The organism is Vibrio sp. MACH09 (assembly GCF_033238805.1).
Taxonomy (GTDB): Bacteria; Pseudomonadota; Gammaproteobacteria; order Enterobacterales; family Vibrionaceae; genus Vibrio.
Window position 1 is genome coordinate 1,531,787 of sequence record NZ_BSFZ01000002.1, and the last position, 25,806, is coordinate 1,557,592.

Consider the following 25,806-nt stretch of genomic DNA (forward strand, 5'->3'; position numbering starts at 1 on the left):
ATGTTTAATCAATTACCAAAATAATTGCTGTGGATCGTGCTCTATTTCATTTAGCAGCACAGTAAAATCATGGCTTGAAGAGAGATGAGGGTAAGGTAACCAAGCGATTAATTGAGCACTATTTTCTTCTCGTTCAGCAACAAACAACTTCCACTGCTTACAGTCAATATCAAACTCCAATTTAGCAATGGGACATTCATAATTAATATGGGAAGAATCTAATAAAAAACAGAGTTTAGTAAAAAGCACACCTTCTTTATAAATTTCGTACTGAACTTTACCCAACTCAGCAGGGATACTTTGGTTTCGACTTGAACACATAGATCGTACAGCTTTTTCAAGGCGGAATTGTTCTATTTCAGAGATATACATTCTATTAATACCTTTACCAGCTGACTAATATACTCAAGCACCTTGAAGTAACTTGAGCATAACATATTAACAACATGCTGTGAGGGCGTATAGCACCTCGGTCACTATTTCCACACAAAAACTAATACTTCTATTTTAATTCCGGAGTAAGCTAAAAGACTAATACTAAACAAAATACGCTAAGACCAATTTATTGGAATTACTTTTTTAATAATGAGGTTATTCACAAAAATGACATAACTGAACGTTAATATTGGCTGTCAGTTTGATCATCTACTAGGAGTATTTATGTTTCGTGTTGTCTTAGCCACTCTCTTGTCCTTAGTCTCTGTCACATTTGGAGTAATGGCTAAAGAAGTTACCGTATCTGGCTCAACATCCGTTTCACGCATTATGGACGTGTTAGCAGAAGAATTTAATGCCACTTCCGACTCTGCCTATATCGCGGTACAAGGAATAGGCTCTACGGCGGGTATCACCATGGTAAAAAAAGGAGTCTCTGAAATTGGTATGAGCTCACGTTACCTAACCGAAGCCGAATACAACGAAGGCCTAACTGCGTTGACCATCGCCTATGATGGATTGGCCGTTGTAACTAACCATTCGAATCCTATAGACGATGTATCACGCCAGCAACTCTATAATATTTATAAAGGCAGTATTAATAACTGGAAGCAACTTGGTGGTGCAGATCTTGAAATTGCGGTAGTGACAAGAGAACAATCTTCAGGCTCAAGAAGCAGTTTTGAATCGCTGCTGGGACTCACCCGAATCATCAATAATCGCCTAGTTTCTGATATTAACGCAACCAACTTAGTAGTAAGCAGTAATAGCATGGTAAAAGCGTTAGTTAATCATAACCCGCAAGCCATCGGATTTGTCTCTGAGGGATCTGTAGACAACTCTGTGAAAGAGTTAAAGTTTGAAGGGGTTAAAGCGACCATGGATAACATCGCTGCCAAGAAATATCAGCTTTCTCGCCCGTTTATCTTGCTGTATAAAAATGATGGCTTAACTGACAGCGGCAAAGCGTTTATTGAATTTATCAAATCACCGCGAGCTAAAGAGCTTATCCAGCAGTACGGTTACGTTCCTACTCTGTAACCCATATTCTCAGTAGCTATAATCGATGGCTACACATAGCAAAAGAGCGAAATATATTTCGCTCTTTTTTTACATTCTCATATTTGGTTATTAAAGCATTAAAAATAGAGTCTAATAACCGACACCACAACGCAACCCGGTCTACGAACGCCATCTATTTCTACTTTCATTTCGCGCTCTATCTCTAAACCCTTTTTAATGGGAGTCACTTTAAGCAACTTGCTGCGAGTTCGGATATTGTCACCAGACTTTACAGGATATGGGAACCTAACTTGATTTAAACCAACGTTAACCACCAAACGCGCAGTTGGGAATAACGACTGCTCTGGATCAACACTGTCGGTCATTTTAGACAACATTGCCAACGTTAGAAAACCATGAGCAACGGTAGTTTTAAAAGGAGACTCTTGCTGAGCTCGCTCTGGATCGGTATGTATCCATTGCATATCTTCCGTTACTTCACCAAACGCATCAATACGCTGTTGAGAGATGGTCACCCAGTCTCCTACGTGAATCTCTTCATTCAGTTGTGTTTGTAACTGTTCAAATAATGCCTGTGCTGCTGCTGGCAACACAATAGGGTCCGGTTGGGTATGGTGTTGCTCTTCATTTACCGCAGGCAAAAGCGCATGCTCTCTAAACCACTGAGCTAATGGGTTGTCATTTGCTTTATTTACAAAATCGACCCAGTAATCCCGTAGTACAGGAGACATCAAATCTTTAATTTCGAAAGGCTGTTTAGACAGAGATTCACTTCTGTGTTTTAGCATATCAACAACTTTCATAAAAAACCCTATATAACTTTGCCAAACAATCCGGCATGCGTATGGTAATTTTGAACAACTTCACATAATCTTGCAACGACTTTCGAGCGAACAGGTGTATTCTGAACACTGTTTTATACATAAATAACAAAAGGTTAAGCAATAAAACATTATTTTATTATCACTTACCCTACTGCTCTGATCTCTTGATTTTGTAGCACGTATACAATGCATTCATAAAATAAGGTCAATTTATGAATAAAAAAGTGTTTCAATTATGAGAAAGTTCATGCACTTTCATCGAACAACCAAACATTGCCGCTTTCCTTAACTCTAGTTCACTTGCAGCAATATTTACGCCAAATCTAATAAAAATGGCGATTTGACTTGCTAAACTGAGAGACAAGTACGGCTTCATTTAACATGTAATGACTTGTCATTAATACACCATGTTAGGTGAATATAGGGTAAATTTAGCAGTATCGATTAACTCACCCGTCCACCCTGTTTGTTTGGTAAACCTTAGAGAAATTCAAAGATAATAGAATCCCATTTTGCCGAGTTCTGACCAACATTATTTGCCTTCTTTAGCCGTTATTTATAATCAGAATAGGAAGGCTGAGAATGTCGTTATATGAAACAACTCACAAAATATGCTACCAACACAATAAGTTATCATTCCGAACCTATAGAATGACTCACCAATAGGCTGAGTCATAAAGGCTTTAGCCCACGGTTCAGTAACAACTCACTAAATATGTATTGGCTAGTTTTGCTCCGACATAATAATAATTCTGAGGAACATTAATGTATAAAATATTGATAATAACGACAGTAAGCGCAGCGGTAATGGGTTGCAGTTCGGCAGGTAACTCAACAACAGAAGTAAAAAATTCAGATATGTTAAAACCCGAAATCACGTTTGATACAGAACTCTTTTTCGGGAATTGGCAATGTACCGCAGCAAATCCCAATAAAGACTTCATGTTTGTAAGTCACATTTCAAATACTATTGATAACCGTTATTCCGACTCTACTACTCTGACAATAAAAAGAGCGAATCTTGAAACACCATTGAATTTTGAAGGGGCTATGTCGGGAAAAAGATATATAAAAGGAAACACAATTTACTCCACCGTTAGTTATTTCAATCTGGTAGCAAAAGACGATTTTTCTCAAATGTATTACAACCGTATCAAGCGCCCAATGATAGAACGTTTGGAGAGGGAAAATTACAAATTTGAAGGTACACTCATCAGTCTTGACTCTGTTAGCTATAGTTATCGCTCAGAGGCGGGCAATCTTATCAACTGTAATAAGATGACTGAGAGCAGTGATTTATAGACATTATTACCGAGACATTCGCGATAAAGTACCGCAGAATGGTATTAACGTCTCACGATAAAAATAGACAACTCAATCCATAGCAAGGAGTACTCGATGTTCAAAGGATTAAAACTAACCGCATTAACTGAAGAAACGATTGGGAAAAATGCTGATCGCTACGACTTTTTAATCGCAGACAATGAAACCGTTGAGCTGGAATATAAAACCGTTCGCGATATGCTCATTTTAACTAATAAGCGCCTTATCACTATAGATATTCAAGGTTTACGCGGAAAAAAGGCAGAGTTCTTCGTTCTTCCATACAGCAAAATTACCGCATTCTCTGTTGAAACTGCAGGCACTTTTGATCTTGATTCTGAGTTTACACTTTGGGCGTCCGGTATTGGCGAAATAAAATTTGAGTTCCTTAAAGGCACAGATGTGTCTAAGATCGCCAAGTTATTAAGCTCCGGAATTTAAGCTGTAACTCAGTTCTAGCAAACTTCAAAAACGCGCATAATTTCAACTCGAAATAAGTAACAATATCAAAACCCTATGCGCGTTTTTATTCAACTCTCCTTAACCAATGGTATTCATTTTAATGCCATCATCTAGATCTTTAAACTAACAACGTTCTTAACAAGCGCTTCTATATCGCTGGCCGATTTATACTCTAACAACGGTATATTCAACTGTTGCGCTATTCGACTGGCCTTCCTCATTTCTTTCGTTTGCATCTCTTCTATTAAATCCACAGGAAAACTATTTTTGTCTCGATAAAGTAACCGTTGATGAACTACGTCTGGAGGGCAAGTAACAACAATAATTACTGACGGCTTCATACGGTGATAAATACTGTCTTTTATTTCAATGACCAAACCTTTGCTGTTTAAAAGACAAAAATGCCCATCGAGTATCACTGTCGGCGCGGCGATTTTATCCAGAGCGTCTAGCAAAATAAGCTGTTTATCGTCAGCGTTTGTGGACAGTTTAGACAACTCATCAAATTGACCATGTGCTTTTATTAACGAACTGCTTGAATAATGAGGTAATGCGAGTTGGTGTTTGATCTGCCTACAAAAAGTTGTTTTGCCTACCCCATGAGCCCCAGAGACAAATATGATCTTTGCCATTTCTACCATTCCTTAAACCATTCAGAATCAGACAGTTAAGATCACTAAATGCAGCAAACAATACTGTGACGTCGCTGGCAAACATAGGCAAATTTAAAAGCGCCCGTTAGGGCGCGAATGGCTTATTCCGTCTCTTGCTTTTTGTGATAACAAAGCAAACTGAGCAAAAACATGCCTATCTCGTTATTTAAGGCATGGTCGCCAGTAATATCCGCGGCAACCGCACTAATAATGAAATCTTCCACTTGAAGGTGAAAGTCAGCTTCTGGTTCGCAATGAATAGGTTGGGTCATAATAACCTCCGATGGTAATTTAATTAAATCACCACTCGAAGTTCCTACGCTAAGGGTGGTGAACTGAACAGGGGTAGGAATACCGCACCATCGACACGGCCAACCCGAAGGTTGCCCTGCCCAGCCCACCATAATTTTATCTCAATGAGTCTGTTGAACAGACTAATGTACAGGTGTGCTAAAGCCGCACGTAAAAAAACCAGCATGAGGCTGGCATCTACATGCCGATGGTATTTTGAGCGGGTTCCTACGCCCGACACTGGATTTTGCCAGTGCAGAATTAGAGTACGATCATAGACTTATCGTGTCAATCAGCTAGTATCACTGCTCATCATTTTGTATTGAAAATTATAAATAGTATGTATCTTGGGCTTTACAGGGATATCCACCACAATTCATTTTCATTACATGAGCATTAAATAAAAACAAAAATATTAGCAATCTTACTTACATTACTTCCGTCAGTAATTCTTGCTGACACTATGACTATAGAATGTAAGTACACTGAGTTCGCATAACCAGATGGACTCCATAAAACAAAAGAAGACTTTGTTTTACAGTTTTTAATAGATAAGAACACCGGAAAATCATACATTCTTGGCAATAACGGTAGTGCTGAAGTTATCAGAATGGGTTCCGAGGATCAGATTACATTTGTTGAAATAACTGGGGTAAAAAACGTAATGACTACGACTATGGCATTCGACAATGGAAAATCTGTCCATAGCCGTAACACTGTTAGCTTTGGTGATTTAATCCCCTCCCAGTATTATGGATCATGTGTAGATAAACTTTAATTAAAGAACGTTCATTAAGGGACCGACAAATCAATCATGAGTAATGTCGTTATAAAAATGAAACAGCTATTCATCATACTGCTCTGTTTTTTCTCTTTCTCTGGGGTATCAAAGGAAGTTGAACTTTCAGGGAAGGAATGGAAGGAAGTTCAGCACTGGATGAACAAAACGCACGCGTTAGTTCAGAATCAGTTGCTTGTACCCAAAGGCGCCGTTAAACACGATGTTACCTATGAGCTAACAATGGATCTCTTTGGAGAGGTGGCTGAAGTAACTTTAGTGAATAGTTCAGGAAATGAAGAACTAGAAAAGAATGCTAAGCACGCAATAATGCTTGCTCAACCATTTGATTTAAGCTCTCTTTCTGAAAATAGCTATGAAAGGCTGAAGGTGTTTCGCATAACTATTGCTCCTGAATAAAGTACTTGCTGTGCACTAGCATTTATAGGAACAGTCATTAATTTAATACCTGCAATCTTATGAGATTCAAGAGCCAACAGTTAGTTAAAAGGATATACGCCCTAATGAATTTATTGAAATTCCAGCGTTCTATACCATTTGAAAACGAAGAATGGATAGATAGATCTGATATCATTGCTTCAGCATTTAAGAATTATAAGATTCCAATTCACCTTACCACACTTCAAAATTTCTAGACTCTTCTCGCTCTTTCAACTCTTTAGAATATAAATCTTCTTTTTCTTTAAAACGTTCGTAGTAACTAAAGTCATGCAAATGAGCATGAACGATTTCTCGAAGTGGCAACGTCACCGCAAACATTTCTAAATTAATGGTTTCTTGAGTTGTATCTTCGATATCCAAGATCACGTCTCGGTATGGTGTAATGGGAACGAGTTCTAAACTGTCTCTTTCTCTATAACCGCTAAAAATTGGAACGATATGAATATCATTAAAGTCAGATGCATGAACTTCAATGACATACCCTATATAGACTTTTCTATCGGATAAAGTGAACAAAATAGGAAGCCCAAACTCTAGTGATCTAAAGAATAACTGAGTAAATTCGGGGCTTTCTGGGTCTTTAGAGAATTTGTGGATATACATCTCACGCTTTTCACTCTCAGATTTATAAATAGCCTTTGGAACAAGATAGCTAATGGATAACATCCATACTGCAATCTCTAATAATGTACCATCGGTAGAGCTAAATTTTGTTGCTGGAAATACTTTCACCAAGAACCACTCACCAATATTTATTTTAATGTGGTACATATTCGAGAAATGGCCTCCAATTGCATAAATCACAGAGACCAAAAAAAACAGGATCAGCCCAGCAGCCGCTGATTTAAGAAACGTGTGATAACCGTTGCTACGTTTAAGATCATAATGATGTGAATGGAGTTTTGTAAGTAACTGGTAGCCTGCTATGCAAAGAATAAGGACAAACAGTACCGAAGGCTTAATCATAATTACCTCAATTAAAAAGGGATGCTAATAAGCATCCCTTAGAAATAAATTTGTATTACGCTTCTTTCAACGTGTTTTTTGCAGCCTTTATCTGGGCTCTAACCACTTTACTATTGCGAAATGATTCCATGTTCATTCGAATAACATCAGGGCTAACTAAAACAGGCTCTATTTCATAATCTGTTTTGTCAGAATCGCTGCTTTTAAAACCAAGCAATCTTCGAATAAATCCCATATACCCCCCCCCTTTTATGTCATCGTTCTTCATCAACGTCATAATGCTTATTACCACGGATATTAACAAGAAAGAACTTTTCCTACAATTTCACTCTTATCATTGTTTAAAAATGAAGAGCTGTCGACTCACTTAATAAAAAAATAAGCTTCTCTTCGCAAAGTGCCACTTTTGTTTACAGCTATAGCTAAATGAACATTGTCGATTATTCACGAACAAATTGCTGTTCATATATACAGTATCACTTAGATTTCCTATTATGTCCATACGAAACCTAAAAGACAACTCAACCCTCTCAAAAATTAACCCACAAAGCACCTAATAAAAGTGGCAACAAGAATGGCGACGTTGTTTGTAATTCAGCGTTTTTCACTGTAACAAAAACAAAAAAAGGGGCCTAAAATAGGCCCCAAAGGTAATGAAGACGCACCAATTGGTGCATCAATCCCAATCTAGTATAACCTTGCCAGAAAGCCCGCTGCGCATGGTGTCGAAGCCTTTTTGGAAGTCGTCAATTTTGAAATGGTGAGTAATAATTGGATCTAAGTTCAATCCTGATTGGATCAAACTTGCCATTTTGTACCAAGTTTCAAACATCTCACGGCCATATATGCCTTTGATGACTAATCCTTTAAAAATAACCTGATTCCAATCTATGCCCATATCCGATGGCGGAATGCCCAATAGAGCAATGCGGCCACCGTGGTTCATGCCTTTTAGCATAGAGTTAAATGCCGATGGGTTGCCTGACATCTCTAGCCCTACATCAAAGCCTTCCGTCATTTTCAGCTCTGCCATCACATCTTCTAGGCTCTCTTGCGCCACGTTTACAGCTCGTGTCACGCCCATCTGTTTGGCTAGGTCTAATCGGTACTCGTTTACATCGGTAATAACAACGTGACGTGCGCCAACGTGTTTGGCTACGGCTGCCGCCATGATTCCAATAGGGCCTGCGCCAGTAATTAATACATCTTCACCAACCAGATCAAACGAAAGTGCGGTGTGTACTGCGTTACCGAACGGGTCAAATATAGACGCCAAATCATCAGAAATTTCTTCTGGGATCTTGAAAGCGTTAAAAGCTGGAATCACAAGGTACTCTGAGAAAGCGCCCGTGCGGTTAACACCAACACCAACCGTGTTGCGACACAGGTGGGTACGTCCACCACGACAGTTACGGCAGTGTCCGCACGTAATGTGGCCTTCGCCTGATACTCTGTCGCCAATTTCAAAACCGCGAACTTCTTGGCCAATACCAACAACTTCCCCTACATATTCATGACCCACAACCATAGGCACAGGAATGGTATTTTGTGACCACTCATCCCAGTTGTAGATATGAATATCTGTCCCGCAAATGGCTGTCTTTTTGATCTTAATGAGCAGATCGTTATGACCAACTTGTGGTTTTTCCACTTCCGTCAGCCAAATCCCCTCTTCCGCTTTTAATTTTGATAGTGCTTTTATTTTCATGCTCTTTCTCCAAGTCACAGCCGGTCTCTAAACTGGCTATAACTCCAAAACAGTACGCTGTACCCAAACGTTATGAACTGGCGTCGCATCGCCAACTGTTCAGGCAACAACAGAGGTTTAGGTTAAATAATGCCCATATCTTTGCCAACCTGAATAAAGGCATCAATGGCTCTATCCAGATCTGCACGGCTATGTGCCGCAGACATTTGAGTACGAATACGTGCCTGTCCTTTTGGTACAACAGGGAAAGAGAAGCCCACTACATAAATGCCTTTTTCAAGCGCACGCTCTGCAAATTCTGCCGCTACCTTAGCGTCACCTAGCATAATTGGGATAATCGCATGGTCTGCACCGCCCATAGTAAAGCCAGCGTCTTCCATACGTGCGCGGAAATGCGCCGCGTTTTGCCACAATTGGTCGCGTAGCTCACCACTCTCTTTTAGTAAATCAAGAACACGGATAGATGCAGACACAATGGCAGGAGCAACAGAGTTAGAGAACAAGTAAGGACGTGAACGTTGACGTAACCAGTCAATCACTTCTTTTTTACCTGACGTGTAACCACCCGACGCGCCACCCATTGCTTTACCAAGTGTGCCGGTAATGATGTCGATGCGGTCAATAACGTCATGGTATTCGTGCGTACCGCGACCGTTCGCGCCCATAAAACCAACTGCGTGAGAGTCATCAACCATTACTAATGCGTTGTATTTATCAGCTAAGTCACAAATTGCGGGTAGGTTGGCTACTACGCCGTCCATTGAGAACACACCGTCAGTCACAATAAGCTTATGGCGAGCACCCGCTTGGTCAGCGGCAATAAGTTGTTCTTCAAGACCGCTCATATCGTTGTTTGCATAGCGGAATCGCATTGCTTTACATAAGCGAACACCGTCAATGATAGAGGCGTGGTTAAGAGCATCAGAAATGATGGCATCTTCTTTAGATAAGATGGTTTCAAACAGACCAGTATTGGCGTCAAAGCATGATGTGTAAAGAATGGTGTCTTCTTTACCCATAAATTCAGATATTTTTTGCTCTAATACTTTGTGAGAATCTTGCGTTCCACAAATAAATCGAACCGATGCCATGCCAAACCCGTGCTCATCCATTCCGGATTTTGCCGCTTCAATCAGATCGGGGTGGTTAGCCAAGCCAAGGTAGTTATTAGCACAGAAGTTTAAAACTTCTTCGCCAGTAGAAATCGAAACCGCTGCTTTTTGTGCAGAAGTGATAATACGTTCCGATTTATATAACCCTTCAACTTTAACTTCTTCTATTTGTTGATTAATTTGTTTGTAGAATGCAGAGGACATAAGTATTCCTTTAGGAAATTTATTTTAAAAACAGTGAATTATGGATATCCGCTGTTTACCGCTTATTAATTTACAGTGTAAAAACATTTTAATTGATCTCTATCCAGACTATTATCCCTACAGATGGAAAAACATTAGTGAATTTGAGGCACAAATAAAACATGATTTCTAACAAACTGCTGTCACTATTACCTGATCTCGCTGCTTTTATATTAGTCGTTCAGGAAAAAAGTTTTACCGCCGCAGCAAAAAAATTAAATGTCACCCCGTCTGCGCTCAGTAAAACCATCACTCGATTAGAAAAAGCCTTATCAGTAAAACTGTTTGAACGAACCACCAGAAAGCTCCTGGTCACAGAGGCGGGGAAAAAGATCTACGAGCAGTGCCTTGTCATGGTTAGCTCTGCACAGCAAGCGATAGAACTGTCCAATAGTGATCATGACTCACCATCAGGGCCCATTACTGTTGCCGCGCCAGAGGCCTTTCTTAATGTGGTACTGCAGCCCTTTGTTATCCCTTTCTTAAAGAAATATCCAAATATCCAATTGAAACTTCGAGCCGCAGATGGCGCAATTGACATCTTCTCTCAAGGTATAGATATCGTCTTCCATCTAACGGATAAGCCCGATGAAAACCTCGTACTTAAAGAAGTCGGTAATACTAACTTAGTGCTGTGTGCTAGCCCCGACTACATCAACACAAGAGGGAAACCAGAGCACCCAGACGACCTTCAGCAACACGACTGCTTATACCTTGCAGAAACCGAAACCGATCACATATGGCATTTCATTAAAGATGAAGAGTATTTATCTATTCCTGTTTCCGGTCGATATGCTGTTAACCATGCTCAGATGCGACTAAATGGTGTTAAGAATGGCTTAGGCATTGGCATATTCCATGATTTCGTTGTAAAACACGCCATAGAAAGAGGTGAAGTTATTGAAGTATTAGATGAATGGACATTAAAAGGAAACTATCACGGCATCATCGCACTTCAATATGCTCAAACTAAGTACATGCCGGCACGTATGCGGGTATTTATTGATTATGTCATGCAGCATCTATCCATTGAGCAAAACAACCTAACAACGGGAGCACAGTAACATGCTAAAAGGCGTTCATCATATAGCCATTATCTGTTCTGATTACGCGGTTTCTAAGGCGTTTTATACCGAGCTACTTGGGCTAAAGGTGCTCTCAGAGCATTACCGAGCACATCGGGACTCTTACAAACTCGACTTAGAAATTGCAGATGGTTGCCAGATAGAACTGTTTTCTTTTCCTAATCCCCCTGCCCGTCCAAGCTCACCAGAAGCTCAAGGCCTAAGACACCTAGCTTTCGCGGTAGATTCTGTAGAACAGACAGTAAATTATTTGCTAAGCAACAAGATTGATGTTGAAGAGATAAGAGTAGATGAATTTACTGGCAAAAAGTTTACCTTTTTTAAAGACCCCGACGGCCTGCCGTTAGAGATATACCAAAACTAAAACAAGGGCTATCAGCCCTTGTTATCATCATCTTTGTTTTGATATCAAAATCAAACTTACAAGTCAGCAAACTCTTCAATAGGCGTTCGACCGCGCAACTGCAAAAAGTCTAAAAACTGACGAGCGGAGTAGGTAATGATTTGGCTAGGCGGCATCGCTATCTGCTCTAACATATCACTCACTTTTGCGAACTTACCAATATCCATACAGAAGTGCGCATCAGATCCCGTGGTAATATAAGCACCAACTTCCTTTGCTGTTTCCGCTATCTTCAAACAACGTTCTACACTGCCAACTCGGCTATGGCCTTTTAACGAACTGTTATTGATTTCAATCGCGACATTGTGCTCTTTAGCGCATTGAATAACTGAGACAAAATCAAAATCGAAATTTGGGTTGCCTAAATGTCCTAAAGCATCCACGCGACCACTTTTAATGACATTAATCAGCGTTTCTGTATGAGTTTCTTTATTCGCAGGACGATATACATGTTCGTGAAAACTGGCGATTACCCAATCCAGTCTCGCTTCAATACTTGGATGAACGTCCACTTCTCCCTCTATATTAAGGATATTGGACTCTATGCCTCTCACAATGCCAACACCAGAAATAAAACGAGGAAGTATCGATTGATTACCAAAAAACCAATGGTGCGGCGCTCCCGGCATTGTCGATGCGTGATCAGTAGTACAAAACAGGCTTAGACCATGTTCTTTCGCTGATGCGGCGTTCTCGATTAATGTGCTATATGCATGGCCACTAGCGTAAGTGTGTGTATGCGTATCTACTGCAAAATTCATAAAGCCCTCCTGACACAAGTAATTTTGTGACTAGTGTAACAATTTTATCTCCATTCAGCAGCGTTTCTTTTATGAACTTTTCATCATATTAACCGCCGCCTTAATGCTTTATTTGAATCAATACAAGTTGAGCAGTATATTGAAAGCCGAGCATATAAAGGAGAATAACGATGATCATTACCACTACGCCAAGCATCGAAGGGAAACGAATTGTCTCTTATAAAGGAATCACTGCTGGTGAAGCGATTCTGGGTGCGAATATGTTTAAAGATATGTTTGCAGGGATACGTGACTTAGTTGGAGGCCGATCCGGGACATACGAGAGAGAATTACAAAAAGCGCGAGAAATAGCGCTAGAAGAGTTAGAACAAAAGGCGCGAGAGTTAGGCGCAAATGCTGTTGTCGGTGTAGATATCGATTATGAAGTGCTAGGGCAAGGCAATGGTATGTTAATGGTCAGTGCTTCTGGTACCGCGGTTGTTGTCGACTAATTCAGCCGCCAATTGTCTGCCATCAAACCTAGCCCTCTTTTCCAGCCATGAATTATGACAGTTTAAACCTTGTGGCTTTGCTATTTTACGCTGTAAGCCACAAAACTTTTTTTCTGTAACCCGCATAACCAAAAAGCAAAACACCCTGCTTAAAATGGCCTTTTGCCCCCTCAAATTGGCGATTTGAGGGTTTTTATCTTGTTGTATTTTAAAGGTTTATTTTTGATGCATGGAATGTAAGCTGATGGTAGCCTAGCGGAAACTTATTGAGGCCGCAAAAATGCAATTAACAGATAAAGAATTCGACCAGCACGATTTTTCCCACCAAGACTTAACAGAACATCAGTTTATTCGCTGCAAGTTCTATCGCTGCGACTTTTCTCATGCACATCTAAGAGACAGTCAATTTCAAGAGTGCAGCTTTATTGAACAAGGAAAAATAGAAGGGTGCCATTTTACCTTCGCGGATCTGCGGGACGTCAGCTTTAAACAGTGTCAGCTCTCCATGGCTAACTTTAAAGGCGCCAATGCATTTGGTGCCGAGTTTCGAGAGTGCGATTTAAAGGGTGCAAACTTTTCTACCACGCGATTTTCCAATCAGATCAGTAACAAGATGTATTTCTGCTCGGCTTACATCACTGGTTGTAATCTTTCCTACGCCAATTTCGAGAAACAGTGCTTAGAAAAATGCGAACTTTTTGAAAACAAATGGATAGGAACCAACCTGCAAGGTGCCTCATTAAAAGAGTCAGACTTAACAAGAAGTGTGTTTTCAGAAGAGTGCTGGCGTCAATTTAGCATGCAAGGCTGCGACTTAAGCCACAGCGAATTAGATGGGTTAGATCCACGTCGCGTCGATCTCACAGGGGTAAAAATATGTTCATGGCAACAAGAGCAACTGCTCGCCCCATTAGGGGTTATTGTCATGCCTGATTAATTCAGTTCGCTAACAACCTACTTTACACTGGTCAAACACTCTCAGCTCGGGATGATTGAAGTCGATTATCCCAGGCTGAGTTTAAAGAGCAGAAACACCGCCATGCTAATTATGGTTGTCCATAAAACATTTTTGGTTTTCCACACCAAAAATGCCGCGACTAAGGCACCAATTAAATATGGGTTAGTGAGTGACAATGCCACCTCATCATCTTGGATAAACACAATGGGTCCCCAAATAGAGGTTAATACCGCGGGGCTGGAATACGCCAACAGTCGTTGTGCTTTAGAATTTAACCGAATAGGTAACCTTGGTTCTAAAAACAGGTAACGACTTATAAATACCAAGGCCGCCATCGCTAATATAGACAGCATAATCATGCGGACTCCTTAGCAAACGACTCACACACATAGCCACTGATCATTGCGCCAATCGTCGATATCATTAACGCCCCTTCCACCTGAAACATAGCCAGAGTGACAGAGAGCAACAGCGCGACGATAACTGAAACAAGTATTGCCACGCTCTTAATCGTAGGCACGACAAGAGCAATAAAAGTGGCGGCAACGGCAAACTCTAAACCATATTGTTCAAGGTTTGGAATTTGATTCCCTGCCACAATACCAATTAGAGTGGCCATGTTCCATACTAGGTAAAAACTGAACCCTGCACCAAATGCGTACCAAGGTTTAAAGCGTTCAGCACTTTGGTTACCTACTACGGCAAACAGTTCATCTGTCAGTAAAAAGCCCAACGTGATCCTCCATTTAAGAGGAAGAGGACTGATCTTGTTGCGCATCGAGACACTATAAAGAAAATGTCGAGAGGTAATAAAAAACGTCGTGAGCAGCATAGTACTCAGCCCCACCCCTGCCTTAAACATTCCTACGGCAACAAGCTGCGCTGAGCCAGCAAATAAGATAACTGATAACGCTTGGCTTTCAATAACCGTTAAACCAATATCAGTTGCAAACGAACCGACCAAAAAGCCCCATGGAATAACGGCAATAGAGAGGGGGAATATCGCTAGCGCTCCTTGCCAGATTTGTCTCTTTATAGACATTGTCTATCCTTAAACGTTTAATCCTTAAACTCGCTGTGTTGGTAAAACACATACTCCCCACTCATCAAACCATTTTTGAGATTACTGCTGGCTAGTTTCAACCCCTTCGATCATCTCATCAAATGTGGCGTTGCCTCGCAATACTTCAAAATCCGGTTCTTCTGCTGCCAGCTCTCTAAACGACGAGCTAATAGCAACAGACTGTTGTAAGTCATAGATGGCTTGGTCTTCAGCACCCAATTGAGCATAAGAACAAGCACGCTGATAAAACGCGTGGGCATTTTTTTCATCAACTTCTAACACACGATTACAAATACTCATTGCCCAATGGAACTCACGCATTTCCATCGCGGTATCAGCTTTATAGGTCAACGCTTCTAAGTCTCCGGGACGAATTTTCAAGATCTCGTTATAGACATCCATTTTCTGTTCTGGAGTTTGAGCATTTTGCGCACGTAGCCATAAGTTATGGACTTCGTTAATAATCTCAATCTCTTGGTTATTTTCAGAGATAATGCGTGTTTTACGTTTTAAATCTCGTTCTAGCGCTAAGAATTTCTTCTCATACTCTTTCGCAATCTTGTCTAAACGCGCATCCGCCATCTCTTTGGTGTTTTGCTTAATATCCTTAAGAGACTGCCAACCGATTAATGCCACCAAAGAAGCGACACCAGCAATAATGTAGAAGAAGTAGTTTACGGTTACATTGGCGTAATTAAGTGATTTATCTGCGACTTCTAGTTCACGATCGGTTATCTGAATCGTCAAACGGCGTTCTAGGTCTTGCTGATCATGCCTTAATGCCTTCAATTCATCTAAGATATAACGTTCAACAAGAGGTCGTTCAAGTATATCTGTTTTTGAGTATGCCTCCTCCGCGCTTAACGAAGTGGACAACAGCAATAAACTGATAAACACCATTGCAATTTTTTTCATAACCATTACCAGCAGAAAGAACAAGAAAGCCATAGACTATGGTTTAACGCCTCTTGGTTCAAGCATTAATTACTGGTTGAAATTACTAGCATTCATCTCTGTTTTTGCTGCAGTTTGCTGGCACTCTAGGTAAGGCCGCAATGATGGGTGGTCGTTTTGGAAATAATTCCGCTAACACTTCATTGAAAAATGACAACAAGGGCAGGCAAAAGGACTTCGCGAGGAAAAAATAGACTTAAGTGAACAGCCGAACGCGAGAAAAAAAACGGGGGCAACTACACCCCCAAAAAGGCTATTGCCTATGAAGGAAAATGGCAACTGTTAATCATGGTACGACCACAGAGAGTGCATTGTTTGAACAGTTATTCGGGTGGCTTAACTTAACAATCTAAAACAATTATCACTTACTACGTACCGAAGAGTGTGAAGTTGAAGGCCTATTGAAACAGTGAGTTATGGTGATATCCTAGTTAACTGCGAATATTAACTGAACATCTATATCTACTACCTTGTGTCAACTGTTATCAATAATTGGCCTCCAACGGAACCGATAGTAGATCGCCAATAGTCGCCTTACAAGACACCAAAAAGCGATCTACGTCGAAGAAAATAAACATATGAAAATAGAGAAAGAAAAAATCCCCACTTTCGAGTACTCAAGAGGAAGTGAATTTACTGAAAAGCTAAAAGAAATTACTGAATGCAATACGCTATTACATATGGCTAAAGTTTTCGAAATGCCTAAGGCCACTTTTAGCACTTGGAACCGTCACGATCGAACATCTCACGAACTCATGGTGAGGTTACTTTTACAGAACAAGATATCGATTGATGAGTTACCAAAGCTTGCTCTTACTGACGATTCTCTTACCAAATTTTATGAGAATCAACCAAGTTCCACAGCGGAAGCTTCTGAGGAAATTTCTGATTCTGAGTCAGGTCTCTACACAATTGAGCAGTTGCAATCATGCTTATACATCAAGCTGAAAAGTTTTAATTTGCAGGATGGAAAGCTAATTGAAGAAGAAAGCATCCCTTATTCCACCCGCAGAATAGTGATGTTGGGATTTGAAAATGCGAACCTGATCGAAATTGTAACAAAGGATATAATTTATTTGGTTGATAAGACAATTACCGATGCGATGTCCGGCAATTATCTCATCAGTATGGATGGTCGACACTCTATTAATTCGATTCAACGATTACCCAGAAAACTGATTGCTGAATTTGATGGCAATAAAATCGAACTGAGTGACGACGAGATAACCATTTTAGGCAAAGTGGTGTTAACCAGTCATTTGTAAAAACAAAGCGACTGGTTATAGCATCTCTTTTGCGATGAGATGTAGCAGAAAAGTTTCTCGCTCAATACTCATGCCTTTTTTAGGGCTCTCTGCCATGGTTTTTTCATTGTGGGCGATCGCTTGATGAATATTGATCCAAACTGGCTTCATGCCATTGTTCACTTCATGTTCTTCAAAAGCGGTATCCCCTAACTGTGCATCAATTTTGCAGCTATAGCAGTAAGAGACCTGATGCATGACATCTGCGTTATCTTTATACCAAGGACGAAACTCTTCATAGATACCATAGGGTTTAATATTGTGAATATTCTGCGCCCCGGTTTCCTCTTCTAGTTCTCGAACTAAGCCTGCGATAGCATCTTCGCCTTCATCTAACCCACCACCAGGAATGGTGTAGTCGTGATAACGCTCAGTATAGAGCAGTAATATATTCTCACCATCTAACACAATGGCGCGAGCAGCATGACGCTGAAATATGATTTTATCATCCAAATGATCGATATCAGGATGGGTGGTCGTTCTTAGGTGTCTCATGATAAGTAAACGGGTTCATTCATTTTGCGCGCATACTAACATACCAAAACCATTCGCCACACAAAATAAACGGGTCACTTATCTCAGGTCATAAGAAGAGATGGACTCAATCTTAATGGCATCATGGCGCCAATACTCAATATCGCAACAGACGGGTTGAAGATTGGAGTCATAATATGTTTTATGAACCACTAATGCTGATGAGCCCACTGTTGCTCTGAGTGCGCTCGCCACATCGCCAATCAGCGCTGTCGCCATTATATTAAACTTGCACTGCTTAAACTTCACATCATGCACATCAAGGTAGCTACGATGAAGTGAATGGATTAACTCTTGATCGGCAATTCTATTGCTATAGATAGGCAAAGAGAAATGAGTGCTGTAACAGACTGGGCGACCTTCTAAATGTTTAATCGATATTACTTGGTGAACATCACTAAAAGGGGCGAGAGACAACAGCTGCGAAGCCTCTTTACTTGCCATTTTCGTTTGGCTTGTCACAAGTGCAATCTCCCCTTTTCGTTGCTGCTCTGCTGCATTGTCAACAAAACTTATTGCAGCAGCAGGGTCATAGATAAAGGGAGCAGGCGAAATAAACCAACCTCGTCGATCTTCTCGAAAAATAAAGCCTTCAGCTTCTAATGTTGATAGTGCTTCTCGCAAAGTAATGCGTGTGGTATTAAACATTTCAGCCAGCTTTCGTTCCGCCGGAAGTTTTTGCCCCGGAGAGAGCATTCCGGAATCAATTTGCTCGACAATCGCTTGCTTTATCTTTACGTATTGCACATTTACTCGCTTATGCTGGCTAAATACAGGCTATAGAATATACCGAGAAAAATCAGAAGGCTATATATGTGAGTACGTCCAACTAGGGTCAGTTGATCTTTTTGGTTTATTTCTGCCGTTTTTTGTAGCGGTTTTATACAAGGTAGCGTCTGCGTTGTGCAGTCATCGACACAAACAGACGATAACGCAGTCGAAAATGCCAACAAACGCTGCTCGATAGGTTCAATTACGCTCAATTGAGTGAATTGCTTGTGTTTAACAACAAAAAACCGCAAAATGCGCCCGTTATTTTGCCATTTAACCGTATTTCTCAACAAAGCCATTATTACAGGCTTATAATAATAGAACTGCCTTTTCCTGCCATTTGACATCACTTCCATTTATAACAGAGCATTTAACCTATGAGTTTTACTTCCCTTGGTCTCTCTTCTCCAATTTTAAAAGCAATTGAAGAGCAAGGTTACACTACCCCATCTCCGATCCAGCAGCAGGCAATTCCTGCGGTAATTAACGGAGAGGATGTCATGGCTGCTGCACAAACAGGGACAGGTAAAACCGCTGGTTTTACTTTGCCAATATTACAACGTCTAAGCAGTGGGCCAAAAGTAAAAGGCAATCACGTTAGAGCGCTCATTTTAACGCCGACAAGGGAACTGGCCGCACAAGTTCACGATAATGTTGAGAAATACAGCCGACATTTGCCTCTGAACTCTACGGTCGTGTTTGGTGGCGTAAAAATTAACCCACAAATGATGAAATTACGCAAAGGCTGTGATGTTCTGGTTGCAACCCCCGGCCGACTGATGGATCTTCATCAACAAAATGCGGTGAAATTTTCTCAAATCGAAGTATTGGTTCTCGACGAAGCGGACCGTATGCTAGACATGGGTTTTATCAGAGACATTAAAAAGATACTCGCGCTATTACCGGCAAAACGTCAAAATTTACTGTTCTCCGCCACTTTCTCAGCGGATATTAGACAGCTAGCAAAAGGGTTGGTAAACAATCCTGTAGAGATATCTGTTAGCCCTGCAAACTCAACCGCAGCTGGTGTAGAACAGTTCATCTATCCGGCAGACAAGCGTAAAAAAGCCCCTATGCTGGCCAAACTAATAAAAGATAATGACTGGCGACAAGTGTTGGTGTTTACCCGAACCAAGCATGGCGCCAATAAGCTCTCTTTTTATCTCAATGAACAAGGGCTAACCTCTGCTCCTATTCATGGAAACAAGAGTCAAGGTGCACGTACCAAAGCACTCGCCAACTTTAAGTCGGGCGAGGTGCGTATTTTGGTTGCTACGGATATCGCAGCACGAGGCATTGATATTCCCCAATTGCCACAAGTGGTTAACTTCGATTTACCGAACGTCAGTGAAGATTACGTACATAGAATTGGCCGAACCGGTCGCGCTGGTGAAACAGGAAAAGCCATCTCATTAGTCACATCTGAAGAAGCCTCAGAATTATTTGGTATAGAACGCCTGATTAAGAAAGTACTACCAAGGTTAGAACTTGAAGGTTATCCGGTGGTAAACACGCTGCCCGAGTCTAGGCTGGACACTCGTCCAATCAAAGCGAAGAAACCTAAAAAAGCCAAAACGGGTCATGCCGATGGTCAACGCTCTGGAGAAAATGCCAAGGGACACAAACCAGCAGGTAAAAATCGTCGCCACATTGCTGGTGGCGGCAACGCCAAAGGTGGCGCTCAAAACAAACCTAATAACGGTGGAAAAGCGTCAACAAAACCACGACGTAACCGTCGACCAAAAGTCGCCAATACGAACAGTTAGTTTCGATTGAATAGTGGGTCTGATTCTATACAGATAATCTTGGAAGGAAATCCATTCCTTCCATTATCTTTCTTGAACTGAACTTGTTGATGTTGCTCTGAATCCTGCATCTTGAAGTCACTTGAGTATACTAGTAATCAGGCCCTTATTTTTTAACAGCAGAAAAATTCCGGCTTATTATCTTTAGCGTTTTTCCTTACATATTAAACCAATTAAATATAAAACTTTTATAAATATTCTTTTAAATAAAGCCCCATTCATTTAAAACAAACTTGTTTTCATTATACACCTTCAATATACTGACGATTAAATTACTCATACCAAAAGTCATTTTGTTATCACTTGGTTAATATTAAATTAACCTTTTACCATTTATTTAACTTCGATCAATCCAGTTAATAAAATAACTTTATTTATTAACAGCATAATATAAGAGCAAGAAAATGGAATATTCCAGAATATGGCAAAGTGATACAGTTAAAGGTATTGAGTTACTTAGAGCATCGTTTCAGCAATTTGAGTTTTCTAAGCATTGGCATGATGAACTGGCTATTGGTGTCATTGAGCATGGTGCCGAGGGCTTACATTATCGTGGCAACAACATTATTATCCCTGAAAACCAAATCGTCGCCATTAACCCCTCCGAGGTTCATACTGGATTTGCAGGGTGTGATTCGGGATGGTCATATCGTATGTTCTATTTCGACCCACAGATGATTCGAGCTCACTTTGAACTGGAAGAGCAGCATGTTCCTCCTTTAATCAATGCCCCCATCATCGATGATCCCTCTCTATTTCAATTGCTACAGCAATTGCACATGGCGTTGGAACAGCCCAGCTTTGACATCACCAAGGAATCTCTGCTAACGGTAGCATTTGAAGGGTTATTTGGTCGTCATGGCAGTAAGAAAACCAACAATAAGATTTATAAAGAACAGAAGAACAATGCGCTAGTGCGAGATTACCTATTACAACACTGGCAAGACAACGTCTCTTTAGAGGCTTTAGAAGCATTAACCGGATTAAGTAAATACAAGTTAATCCGAAGCTTTAACGCGCAATACGGCGTGACACCGCATCAATTTCTACTTTTAATAAAGATTAATCAGGCAAAGCGTCTCTTACAGTCCGGACAGAACTGCGCAGATACCGCATTATCCTGTGGCTTTTTTGATCAAAGTCATCTAACTCGCAATTTTAAGCGGGCATTTGGAATTGCCCCAAAGCGCTATTCTGCTTGTTCTGCACCTTAATCATGCCGATAAATTAAAAGTTAACATCCTCCAGCCTTACTGCAAAAACACCTACTCATAAAGTATTACAGCTTAAGTAAATCAAGCTCTACAAGCGCCCTCCTTGACATATTTACTAAATAATCAATACGTTACTACACCATCAGCACAAGATTCATAGCTAACATAACCACAATCTCTTCAACGTCACTGATCCGGAGTTGATGACTTTACCCTTACATTCGTACATCTCATGGGCTAATACAGTACGAAACACTCAAACTGTCTCACACTTTTTTCTGCAATTTTATACAAGAAAGTTAAAAATATAATGTCTATTCTGCTGTTTTATTAAATTAAGCGAGTAATAAATATAGAAAAATAATTATCACTGATTTATTTACATGGCCACCTTTCCACTTAAAGGATAATACTTTCAAATTAATTTGGAAGCGAAATACTATTATCTAAATTTAAATAGCATCACAAAGATGAAATGAGAAATAGAATGCTAGCAAAATTAAAATTGCCATCAATATTATTACTTACACTCGGAATCATTATTGGTTCTACTCTATTTATCGTGACAAAAATAACATTTGATAAAACATCTGAAACAGAGTTTTGCATCTCCTGTCACTCAATGGATAACGCCTATCAGGATTATAAAAAATCAAGCCACTTTTCCAATAAACATGGCGTAAAAGCTGAATGTTCTGATTGCCATATCCCCCAGCAAACTATGGAGTATTTGGTTACCAAGATACGAGCGTCGAAAGACATCTATCATGAGTTCATTAGCGGAAAAATAGATACGCAGCAGAAATACGATAGCCATAAACTCGCTATGGCAAAAACGGTATGGTCACAAATGGAAGCGAACGACTCAGCAACATGCCGATCTTGCCATGACTTTGAGCAAATGGCCCCCGAGCTACAAAAACAGGAAGCCGTCATTGCTCATGCTGGTGCAAAAGCCAATAACCAAACATGTATTAACTGCCATAAAGGCATCGCCCACACGCTTCCTAAGCCAAAAACCAACACTATTTCTATCTTAGACGCCGATATAAATGATCAGGTATACACCACCAAAATCATTCAACTACACAACAGTGATCAGTTGGAAAAATCGCGAGCAAAAGTGTTACCCCTAACAAAACTCACGATCATCAAAAAGCAGCAAGACAGAGTATACGTTGCCATAACAGGGTGGAAAGAAGCGCGAAAGAACGTTCTCTATAGCGAGAAAGGCCAGCGCATTGCCTCTGCAACCTTACGTGGCATTTCAAACATCGACGACTTAGGCGAGAACTATCAAGACCCAATCAGCCTCAATCCATGGAAGAAAATTCAGATCCACGGTTGGCTAGAAGAGACACCTATCGTTACTGATGTTAACCCCATCTGGGACAACCTTAAGTTTGCCTACGACAGTAAATGCGGCCAGTGCCACTTAAAAGTGGAAGAAGCTCATTTCTCTGCCAATGACTGGCCGGCTCAATTTATGGGCATGGCTAAACAAGCAAAACTCTCTAAAGACGAAACCCAAGCAATGCTGAAGTATTTGCAATATCACTCTTCAACCTTTGTAAAACATAATTAATAGATCTAAACGGAGCGACAATGAATTTTTCTAGACGTGATTTTTTAAAGTCTGCAGGCTTAACTGGTACTGCAGCACTGGCTACTCAATTAAGCCCCCTTGCCATGGCTGCACAGCAAGACCCTTCGCTTAAAAAGAAACTTACTGCCTCTAAATTTGGTGCCTTTGAAGCAACAGTAAAAAATGGCAGCATAAACACCGTGACCCCATTTGGTAAAGATGCAAGTCCGGTAGATTTAGTAGAACACGCATTTCGTATCATCGACAACCCATCACGAATCAAGAAACCAATGGTTCGTAAAGGGTTCTTAACGGGAGACAACACAACCCGTGGCAACAATGAGTTTGTAGAAATCAGCTGGGATCAAGCTATCGATATTCTTTATCAACAACTTGAGAACACTCAGCAAAAATACGGTCCGTCGGGCATTTATGCGCACTCGTCATGGGGACCGATAGGACAACTGGGCAGTTGTAGCAACACCATGAAACGTGCGTTGAACCTTCATGGCAAAGTACTGAGCTCTTCGGGTTATTACTCTACCGCGGCAGCGCAATCCATTCTACCTGAAGTGGTTGGTGATATTGAGGTCTACTCAATGCAAACCAGCTTAGATTATGTTGCCGAAGAGACTGAAATATTAGTCCTTTGGGCTTGCGACCCCCTTAAAAACCTTAAGATTGGCTTCAGTGTTCCTGACCACTCGCCATACCAATATTGGGATAAGATCAAAGAGAAAGTCGCCGCAGGTAAAATGCGCGTCATCTCCATTGACCCTGTAGAGTCGCACACTCAAAAACATTTAGGAGGAGAGCAACTTGCCATTAATCCACAAACTGATGTGGCCTTAATGATGGGTATCTGTCACACCTTGTTGTCCACCGGAGATATAAACCAAGAGTTTATCGACGACTATACCGATGGCAGTGACCAGTTCTTCGCTTACCTAAACGGTGACCATGATGGAGTAGCAAAAACCGCTAGCTGGGCAGCGGAAATTTGTGGCATCGATGAGAAAATCATCAAGACACTCGCCAAACAGATGGCCGACAAACGCACACTGATCTCATCGGGTTGGGCAGGACAACGAGCGGATCATGGCGAACAGTACTGTTGGTCAATTGTCGCACTCGCTTCTATGCTGGGAGACATAGGCTTACCCGGCGGTGGTTTTTCCTTTGGTTATATCTATAACGATGCAGGCGCACCTTACTCAAATGGTGCACGTATGGGGTCACTATCTGCCTCTATCAAAGGCTCAGTGCCAGTCCACAATAAAGAGTATACAAGTACGCCATATTTCCCAACGTCACGCATTGTTGACGTAATAGAAAACCCGGGCTTAAAAACTACCTACAAGGGAAAAGAGATCACTTATCCTGATTTGAAAACCTTAGTGGTATCAGGTGCTAACCCATTCTCTACCCACCAAGATATTAACCGTCTTGTTGAAGCAGTAAACCGTCTCGATTTCTTAGTCACTATTGATAATCAGTGGACGGCAACTTGTCGTTACTCAGATCTTGTCCTGCCTTGTACCACTATTTATGAGCGCGATGAGCTCGTCTCCTTCGGTAACGCAACAAACCGTGGTGTCATTGGCTTGAAAAAACTGGTTGAGCCAATGTATGAAGCCAAAGATGATTATGATATCTGGCGATTGTTCAGTGCCAAAATGGGCAGAGAAAAAGAGTACACTGGTGGCAAAAGCAATCTTCAATGGCTGAAATCATTCTACGATAAAGCACGCGAAGAGAATGGCAAAAATGGCATTACGATGCCAACGTTTGAAAACTTCTGGGTTCAAGACTCTGCCTATTTTGAATACTCAGGTCAAAACACCTTTGTGCGCCATGCAGAGTTCCGCGACGATCCTGATCTTAATGGCTTGTCGACAGAGTCAGGGCTTATTCAACTGTTCTCGCAGAAAGTCGCTAACGCGGGTTTAGCCGACTGTACTGCTTATCCTAGCTGGATTGAGCCAACAGATTGGACAGCACGTCGTTCTGGTAAGTATCTGCACCTAGTTACTTTGCACCCACAAAATCGACTTCACTCTCAACTTTGTGGCGTTAAAGAGCTTCGTGATGCGACGAATTCCAATGAGCATGAACCGCTGTGGATTAACCCAGCAGACGCCAAAGTACACGGGATTAAGAATGGCGATATTGTCGAAACTTATAATGGCAAAGGAAAAGTACTGCTTGGCGCCATAGTGTCGGAGAAAGTAAGACAAGGTGTAGTCGCAAGCCAAGAAGGGGGTTGGTACTCTCCTGAAGGTGAATCTTGTCTATACGGAAATGCCAATGTATTAACTAACGACCGTGGCACGTCCTCTTGGGGACAAGGCCCGACGGCACAAACATGTTTGGTTTCCATCAAGAAGTATCAAGGTAAAAAACCGACCATTGATTGCTTCAATGGCCCCGTCATTGTTAAAAGCTAATAGAGTCAACGGTTAACTCAAACTCACTTCTGTCTACCCATAACCACCTCGCTATAAAGTGAGGTGGTTTAAAGATAGAAACATTGTCACTATGGCCACATTACGTGGCCATATTTTTTGTAAGCACAGTAACAAAAAAGATAACCATCTG

At 41.0% G+C, this 25,806-nt stretch carries 27 protein-coding genes; 13 read left to right on the forward strand and 14 right to left on the reverse strand.

The genetic code is table 11. The features are described 5' to 3' along the window. Positions 1–12: 12 nt before the first annotated feature. Positions 13–372 (reverse strand): DUF3024 domain-containing protein, encoded by a 360-nt coding sequence (locus CHJ_RS22150; protein WP_171754041.1) that lies wholly within the window; start codon positions 370–372, stop codon positions 13–15. Between the two features lie 288 nt (positions 373–660). On the opposite strand from CHJ_RS22150, the gene CHJ_RS22155 reads away from it, so the two are divergent. Continuing rightward, positions 661–1,476 (forward strand): phosphate ABC transporter substrate-binding protein, encoded by an 816-nt coding sequence (locus tag CHJ_RS22155; protein WP_171754042.1) that lies wholly within the window; start codon positions 661–663, stop codon positions 1,474–1,476. 98 nt (positions 1,477–1,574) lie between these two features. Here CHJ_RS22155 and CHJ_RS22160 read toward each other — a convergent pair whose 3' ends face one another. Continuing rightward, the gene (locus CHJ_RS22160; RefSeq protein ID WP_171754043.1) at positions 1,575–2,261 is read right to left on the reverse strand and encodes a MaoC family dehydratase; all 687 of its coding nucleotides are present in this window, start codon (positions 2,259–2,261) and stop codon (positions 1,575–1,577) included. 786 nt (positions 2,262–3,047) lie between these two features. Here CHJ_RS22160 and CHJ_RS22165 point away from each other — a divergent pair. Both CHJ_RS22165 and CHJ_RS22170 read left to right on the forward strand, forming a co-directional pair. Continuing rightward, positions 3,048–3,584 carry a hypothetical protein gene (locus CHJ_RS22165; RefSeq protein ID WP_317919068.1) on the forward strand — a complete coding sequence of 179 codons (537 nt, stop codon included), beginning with the start codon at positions 3,048–3,050 and terminating at the stop codon, positions 3,582–3,584. Between the two features lie 96 nt (positions 3,585–3,680). Beyond that, on the forward strand, positions 3,681–4,046 hold the full coding sequence (locus tag CHJ_RS22170; protein WP_171754045.1) for a PH domain-containing protein: 366 nt from the start codon (positions 3,681–3,683) through the stop codon (positions 4,044–4,046). Between the two features lie 131 nt (positions 4,047–4,177). Here the strand turns inward: CHJ_RS22170 and CHJ_RS22175 are convergent, their stop codons facing one another. Together CHJ_RS22175 and CHJ_RS22180 are read right to left on the reverse strand one after the other, a co-directional pair. Beyond that, positions 4,178–4,699 carry an ATP-binding protein gene (locus tag CHJ_RS22175; RefSeq protein ID WP_171754046.1) on the reverse strand — a complete coding sequence of 174 codons (522 nt, stop codon included), beginning with the start codon at positions 4,697–4,699 and terminating at the stop codon, positions 4,178–4,180. Positions 4,700–4,821: 122 nt separating this feature from the next. Then, a complete protein-coding gene (locus tag CHJ_RS22180) occupies positions 4,822–4,992 on the reverse strand; it encodes a hypothetical protein (RefSeq protein ID WP_317919069.1) in 171 nt (56 codons plus the stop codon). An 833-nt stretch (positions 4,993–5,825) separates the two neighbouring features. Between CHJ_RS22180 and CHJ_RS22185 the strand changes: the two genes are divergently transcribed. Continuing rightward, positions 5,826–6,209 (forward strand): energy transducer TonB, encoded by a 384-nt coding sequence (locus tag CHJ_RS22185; protein ID WP_317919070.1) that lies wholly within the window; start codon positions 5,826–5,828, stop codon positions 6,207–6,209. Between the two features lie 213 nt (positions 6,210–6,422). Here CHJ_RS22185 and CHJ_RS22190 read toward each other — a convergent pair whose 3' ends face one another. From CHJ_RS22190 to CHJ_RS22205, 4 genes are all read right to left on the reverse strand, one after another. Continuing rightward, positions 6,423–7,217, reverse strand: coding sequence for a hypothetical protein (locus CHJ_RS22190; RefSeq protein WP_317919071.1), 795 nt, complete (start codon positions 7,215–7,217; stop codon positions 6,423–6,425). 55 nt (positions 7,218–7,272) lie between these two features. Beyond that, entirely contained in the window at positions 7,273–7,494 is a 222-nt protein-coding gene (locus CHJ_RS22195; RefSeq protein ID WP_317919072.1) for a hypothetical protein, read from the reverse strand. Positions 7,495–7,893: 399 nt separating this feature from the next. After that, entirely contained in the window at positions 7,894–8,925 is a 1,032-nt protein-coding gene (tdh, locus tag CHJ_RS22200; RefSeq protein ID WP_317919073.1) for an L-threonine 3-dehydrogenase, read from the reverse strand. A gap of 122 nt (positions 8,926–9,047) precedes the next feature. After that, a complete protein-coding gene (locus CHJ_RS22205) occupies positions 9,048–10,241 on the reverse strand; it encodes a glycine C-acetyltransferase (RefSeq protein WP_171754056.1) in 1,194 nt (397 codons plus the stop codon). Between the two features lie 161 nt (positions 10,242–10,402). On the opposite strand from CHJ_RS22205, the gene CHJ_RS22210 reads away from it, so the two are divergent. Both CHJ_RS22210 and CHJ_RS22215 read left to right on the forward strand, forming a co-directional pair. Then, positions 10,403–11,344, forward strand: coding sequence for a LysR family transcriptional regulator (locus tag CHJ_RS22210; protein WP_317919074.1), 942 nt, complete (start codon positions 10,403–10,405; stop codon positions 11,342–11,344). Position 11,345: 1 nt separating this feature from the next. After that, positions 11,346–11,729 (forward strand): VOC family protein, encoded by a 384-nt coding sequence (locus tag CHJ_RS22215; RefSeq protein ID WP_317919075.1) that lies wholly within the window; start codon positions 11,346–11,348, stop codon positions 11,727–11,729. 56 nt (positions 11,730–11,785) lie between these two features. Here the strand turns inward: CHJ_RS22215 and CHJ_RS22220 are convergent, their stop codons facing one another. Continuing rightward, positions 11,786–12,529 carry a phosphatase gene (locus tag CHJ_RS22220; RefSeq protein ID WP_171754059.1) on the reverse strand — a complete coding sequence of 248 codons (744 nt, stop codon included), beginning with the start codon at positions 12,527–12,529 and terminating at the stop codon, positions 11,786–11,788. A gap of 170 nt (positions 12,530–12,699) precedes the next feature. On the opposite strand from CHJ_RS22220, the gene CHJ_RS22225 reads away from it, so the two are divergent. Together CHJ_RS22225 and CHJ_RS22230 are read left to right on the forward strand one after the other, a co-directional pair. Then, positions 12,700–13,020 (forward strand): heavy metal-binding domain-containing protein, encoded by a 321-nt coding sequence (locus CHJ_RS22225; protein ID WP_171754060.1) that lies wholly within the window; start codon positions 12,700–12,702, stop codon positions 13,018–13,020. A gap of 280 nt (positions 13,021–13,300) precedes the next feature. Beyond that, entirely contained in the window at positions 13,301–13,957 is a 657-nt protein-coding gene (locus tag CHJ_RS22230) for a Qnr family pentapeptide repeat protein (protein ID WP_317919076.1), read from the forward strand. A gap of 65 nt (positions 13,958–14,022) precedes the next feature. On the opposite strand, the gene CHJ_RS22235 is transcribed toward CHJ_RS22230, so the two are convergent. The 3 genes from CHJ_RS22235 to CHJ_RS22245 all read right to left on the reverse strand — a co-directional run bounded on the left by CHJ_RS22235 (position 14,023) and on the right by CHJ_RS22245 (position 15,956). Next, positions 14,023–14,337, reverse strand: a complete 315-nt coding sequence (locus tag CHJ_RS22235; protein ID WP_171754062.1) for an AzlD domain-containing protein — start codon at positions 14,335–14,337, stop codon at positions 14,023–14,025. Continuing rightward, positions 14,334–15,020, reverse strand: coding sequence for an AzlC family ABC transporter permease (locus tag CHJ_RS22240; protein ID WP_317919077.1), 687 nt, complete (start codon positions 15,018–15,020; stop codon positions 14,334–14,336). Before CHJ_RS22240 ends, CHJ_RS22235 begins: the two co-directional genes overlap by 4 nt. Positions 15,021–15,101: 81 nt before the next feature. Next, positions 15,102–15,956, reverse strand: a complete 855-nt coding sequence (locus tag CHJ_RS22245) for a tetratricopeptide repeat protein (RefSeq protein WP_171754064.1) — start codon at positions 15,954–15,956, stop codon at positions 15,102–15,104. Between the two features lie 617 nt (positions 15,957–16,573). Between CHJ_RS22245 and CHJ_RS22250 the strand changes: the two genes are divergently transcribed. Beyond that, entirely contained in the window at positions 16,574–17,260 is a 687-nt protein-coding gene (locus tag CHJ_RS22250) for a helix-turn-helix domain-containing protein (protein WP_171754065.1), read from the forward strand. Positions 17,261–17,275: 15 nt separating this feature from the next. Here the strand turns inward: CHJ_RS22250 and CHJ_RS22255 are convergent, their stop codons facing one another. Continuing rightward, positions 17,276–17,794, reverse strand: a complete 519-nt coding sequence (locus tag CHJ_RS22255; RefSeq protein ID WP_171754066.1) for an NUDIX hydrolase — start codon at positions 17,792–17,794, stop codon at positions 17,276–17,278. Between the two features lie 78 nt (positions 17,795–17,872). Beyond that, the gene (locus CHJ_RS22260) at positions 17,873–18,580 is read right to left on the reverse strand and encodes a GntR family transcriptional regulator (protein ID WP_317919078.1); all 708 of its coding nucleotides are present in this window, start codon (positions 18,578–18,580) and stop codon (positions 17,873–17,875) included. 401 nt (positions 18,581–18,981) lie between these two features. On the opposite strand from CHJ_RS22260, the gene CHJ_RS22265 reads away from it, so the two are divergent. The 4 genes from CHJ_RS22265 to torA all read left to right on the forward strand — a co-directional run bounded on the left by CHJ_RS22265 (position 18,982) and on the right by torA (position 25,655). Further along, a complete protein-coding gene (locus CHJ_RS22265) occupies positions 18,982–20,370 on the forward strand; it encodes a DEAD/DEAH box helicase (protein WP_317919079.1) in 1,389 nt (462 codons plus the stop codon). 443 nt (positions 20,371–20,813) lie between these two features. After that, a complete protein-coding gene (locus CHJ_RS22270; RefSeq protein WP_171754069.1) occupies positions 20,814–21,623 on the forward strand; it encodes an AraC family transcriptional regulator in 810 nt (269 codons plus the stop codon). Positions 21,624–22,110: 487 nt separating this feature from the next. Next, positions 22,111–23,208 (forward strand): NapC/NirT family cytochrome c, encoded by a 1,098-nt coding sequence (locus tag CHJ_RS22275; protein ID WP_317919080.1) that lies wholly within the window; start codon positions 22,111–22,113, stop codon positions 23,206–23,208. A gap of 20 nt (positions 23,209–23,228) precedes the next feature. Beyond that, positions 23,229–25,655, forward strand: coding sequence for a trimethylamine-N-oxide reductase TorA (gene torA, locus CHJ_RS22280; RefSeq protein WP_317919081.1), 2,427 nt, complete (start codon positions 23,229–23,231; stop codon positions 25,653–25,655). The last annotated feature ends 151 nt before the right edge of the window (positions 25,656–25,806 follow it).

Bases quoted from the DNA above. Each gene is read 5' to 3' on its own strand.
- CHJ_RS22150 (WP_171754041.1), bottom strand. From the start codon at position 372: ATGTATATCTCTGAAATAGAACAATTCCGCCTTGAAAAAGCTGTACGA.
- CHJ_RS22155 (WP_171754042.1), top strand. From the start codon at position 661: ATGTTTCGTGTTGTCTTAGCCACTCTCTTGTCCTTAGTCTCTGTCACA.
- CHJ_RS22160 (WP_171754043.1), bottom strand. From the start codon at position 2,261: ATGAAAGTTGTTGATATGCTAAAACACAGAAGTGAATCTCTGTCTAAA.
- CHJ_RS22165 (WP_317919068.1), top strand. From the start codon at position 3,048: ATGTATAAAATATTGATAATAACGACAGTAAGCGCAGCGGTAATGGGT.
- CHJ_RS22170 (WP_171754045.1), top strand. From the start codon at position 3,681: ATGTTCAAAGGATTAAAACTAACCGCATTAACTGAAGAAACGATTGGG.
- CHJ_RS22175 (WP_171754046.1), bottom strand. From the start codon at position 4,699: ATGGCAAAGATCATATTTGTCTCTGGGGCTCATGGGGTAGGCAAAACA.
- CHJ_RS22180 (WP_317919069.1), bottom strand. From the start codon at position 4,992: ATGACCCAACCTATTCATTGCGAACCAGAAGCTGACTTTCACCTTCAA.
- CHJ_RS22185 (WP_317919070.1), top strand. From the start codon at position 5,826: ATGAGTAATGTCGTTATAAAAATGAAACAGCTATTCATCATACTGCTC.
- CHJ_RS22190 (WP_317919071.1), bottom strand. From the start codon at position 7,217: ATGATTAAGCCTTCGGTACTGTTTGTCCTTATTCTTTGCATAGCAGGC.
- CHJ_RS22195 (WP_317919072.1), bottom strand. From the start codon at position 7,494: ATGACGTTGATGAAGAACGATGACATAAAAGGGGGGGGGTATATGGGA.
- tdh (WP_317919073.1), bottom strand. From the start codon at position 8,925: ATGAAAATAAAAGCACTATCAAAATTAAAAGCGGAAGAGGGGATTTGG.
- CHJ_RS22205 (WP_171754056.1), bottom strand. From the start codon at position 10,241: ATGTCCTCTGCATTCTACAAACAAATTAATCAACAAATAGAAGAAGTT.
- CHJ_RS22210 (WP_317919074.1), top strand. From the start codon at position 10,403: ATGATTTCTAACAAACTGCTGTCACTATTACCTGATCTCGCTGCTTTT.
- CHJ_RS22215 (WP_317919075.1), top strand. From the start codon at position 11,346: ATGCTAAAAGGCGTTCATCATATAGCCATTATCTGTTCTGATTACGCG.
- CHJ_RS22220 (WP_171754059.1), bottom strand. From the start codon at position 12,529: ATGAATTTTGCAGTAGATACGCATACACACACTTACGCTAGTGGCCAT.
- CHJ_RS22225 (WP_171754060.1), top strand. From the start codon at position 12,700: ATGATCATTACCACTACGCCAAGCATCGAAGGGAAACGAATTGTCTCT.
- CHJ_RS22230 (WP_317919076.1), top strand. From the start codon at position 13,301: ATGCAATTAACAGATAAAGAATTCGACCAGCACGATTTTTCCCACCAA.
- CHJ_RS22235 (WP_171754062.1), bottom strand. From the start codon at position 14,337: ATGATTATGCTGTCTATATTAGCGATGGCGGCCTTGGTATTTATAAGT.
- CHJ_RS22240 (WP_317919077.1), bottom strand. From the start codon at position 15,020: ATGTCTATAAAGAGACAAATCTGGCAAGGAGCGCTAGCGATATTCCCC.
- CHJ_RS22245 (WP_171754064.1), bottom strand. From the start codon at position 15,956: ATGAAAAAAATTGCAATGGTGTTTATCAGTTTATTGCTGTTGTCCACT.
- CHJ_RS22250 (WP_171754065.1), top strand. From the start codon at position 16,574: ATGAAAATAGAGAAAGAAAAAATCCCCACTTTCGAGTACTCAAGAGGA.
- CHJ_RS22255 (WP_171754066.1), bottom strand. From the start codon at position 17,794: ATGAGACACCTAAGAACGACCACCCATCCTGATATCGATCATTTGGAT.
- CHJ_RS22265 (WP_317919079.1), top strand. From the start codon at position 18,982: ATGAGTTTTACTTCCCTTGGTCTCTCTTCTCCAATTTTAAAAGCAATT.
- CHJ_RS22270 (WP_171754069.1), top strand. From the start codon at position 20,814: ATGGAATATTCCAGAATATGGCAAAGTGATACAGTTAAAGGTATTGAG.
- CHJ_RS22275 (WP_317919080.1), top strand. From the start codon at position 22,111: ATGCTAGCAAAATTAAAATTGCCATCAATATTATTACTTACACTCGGA.
- torA (WP_317919081.1), top strand. From the start codon at position 23,229: ATGAATTTTTCTAGACGTGATTTTTTAAAGTCTGCAGGCTTAACTGGT.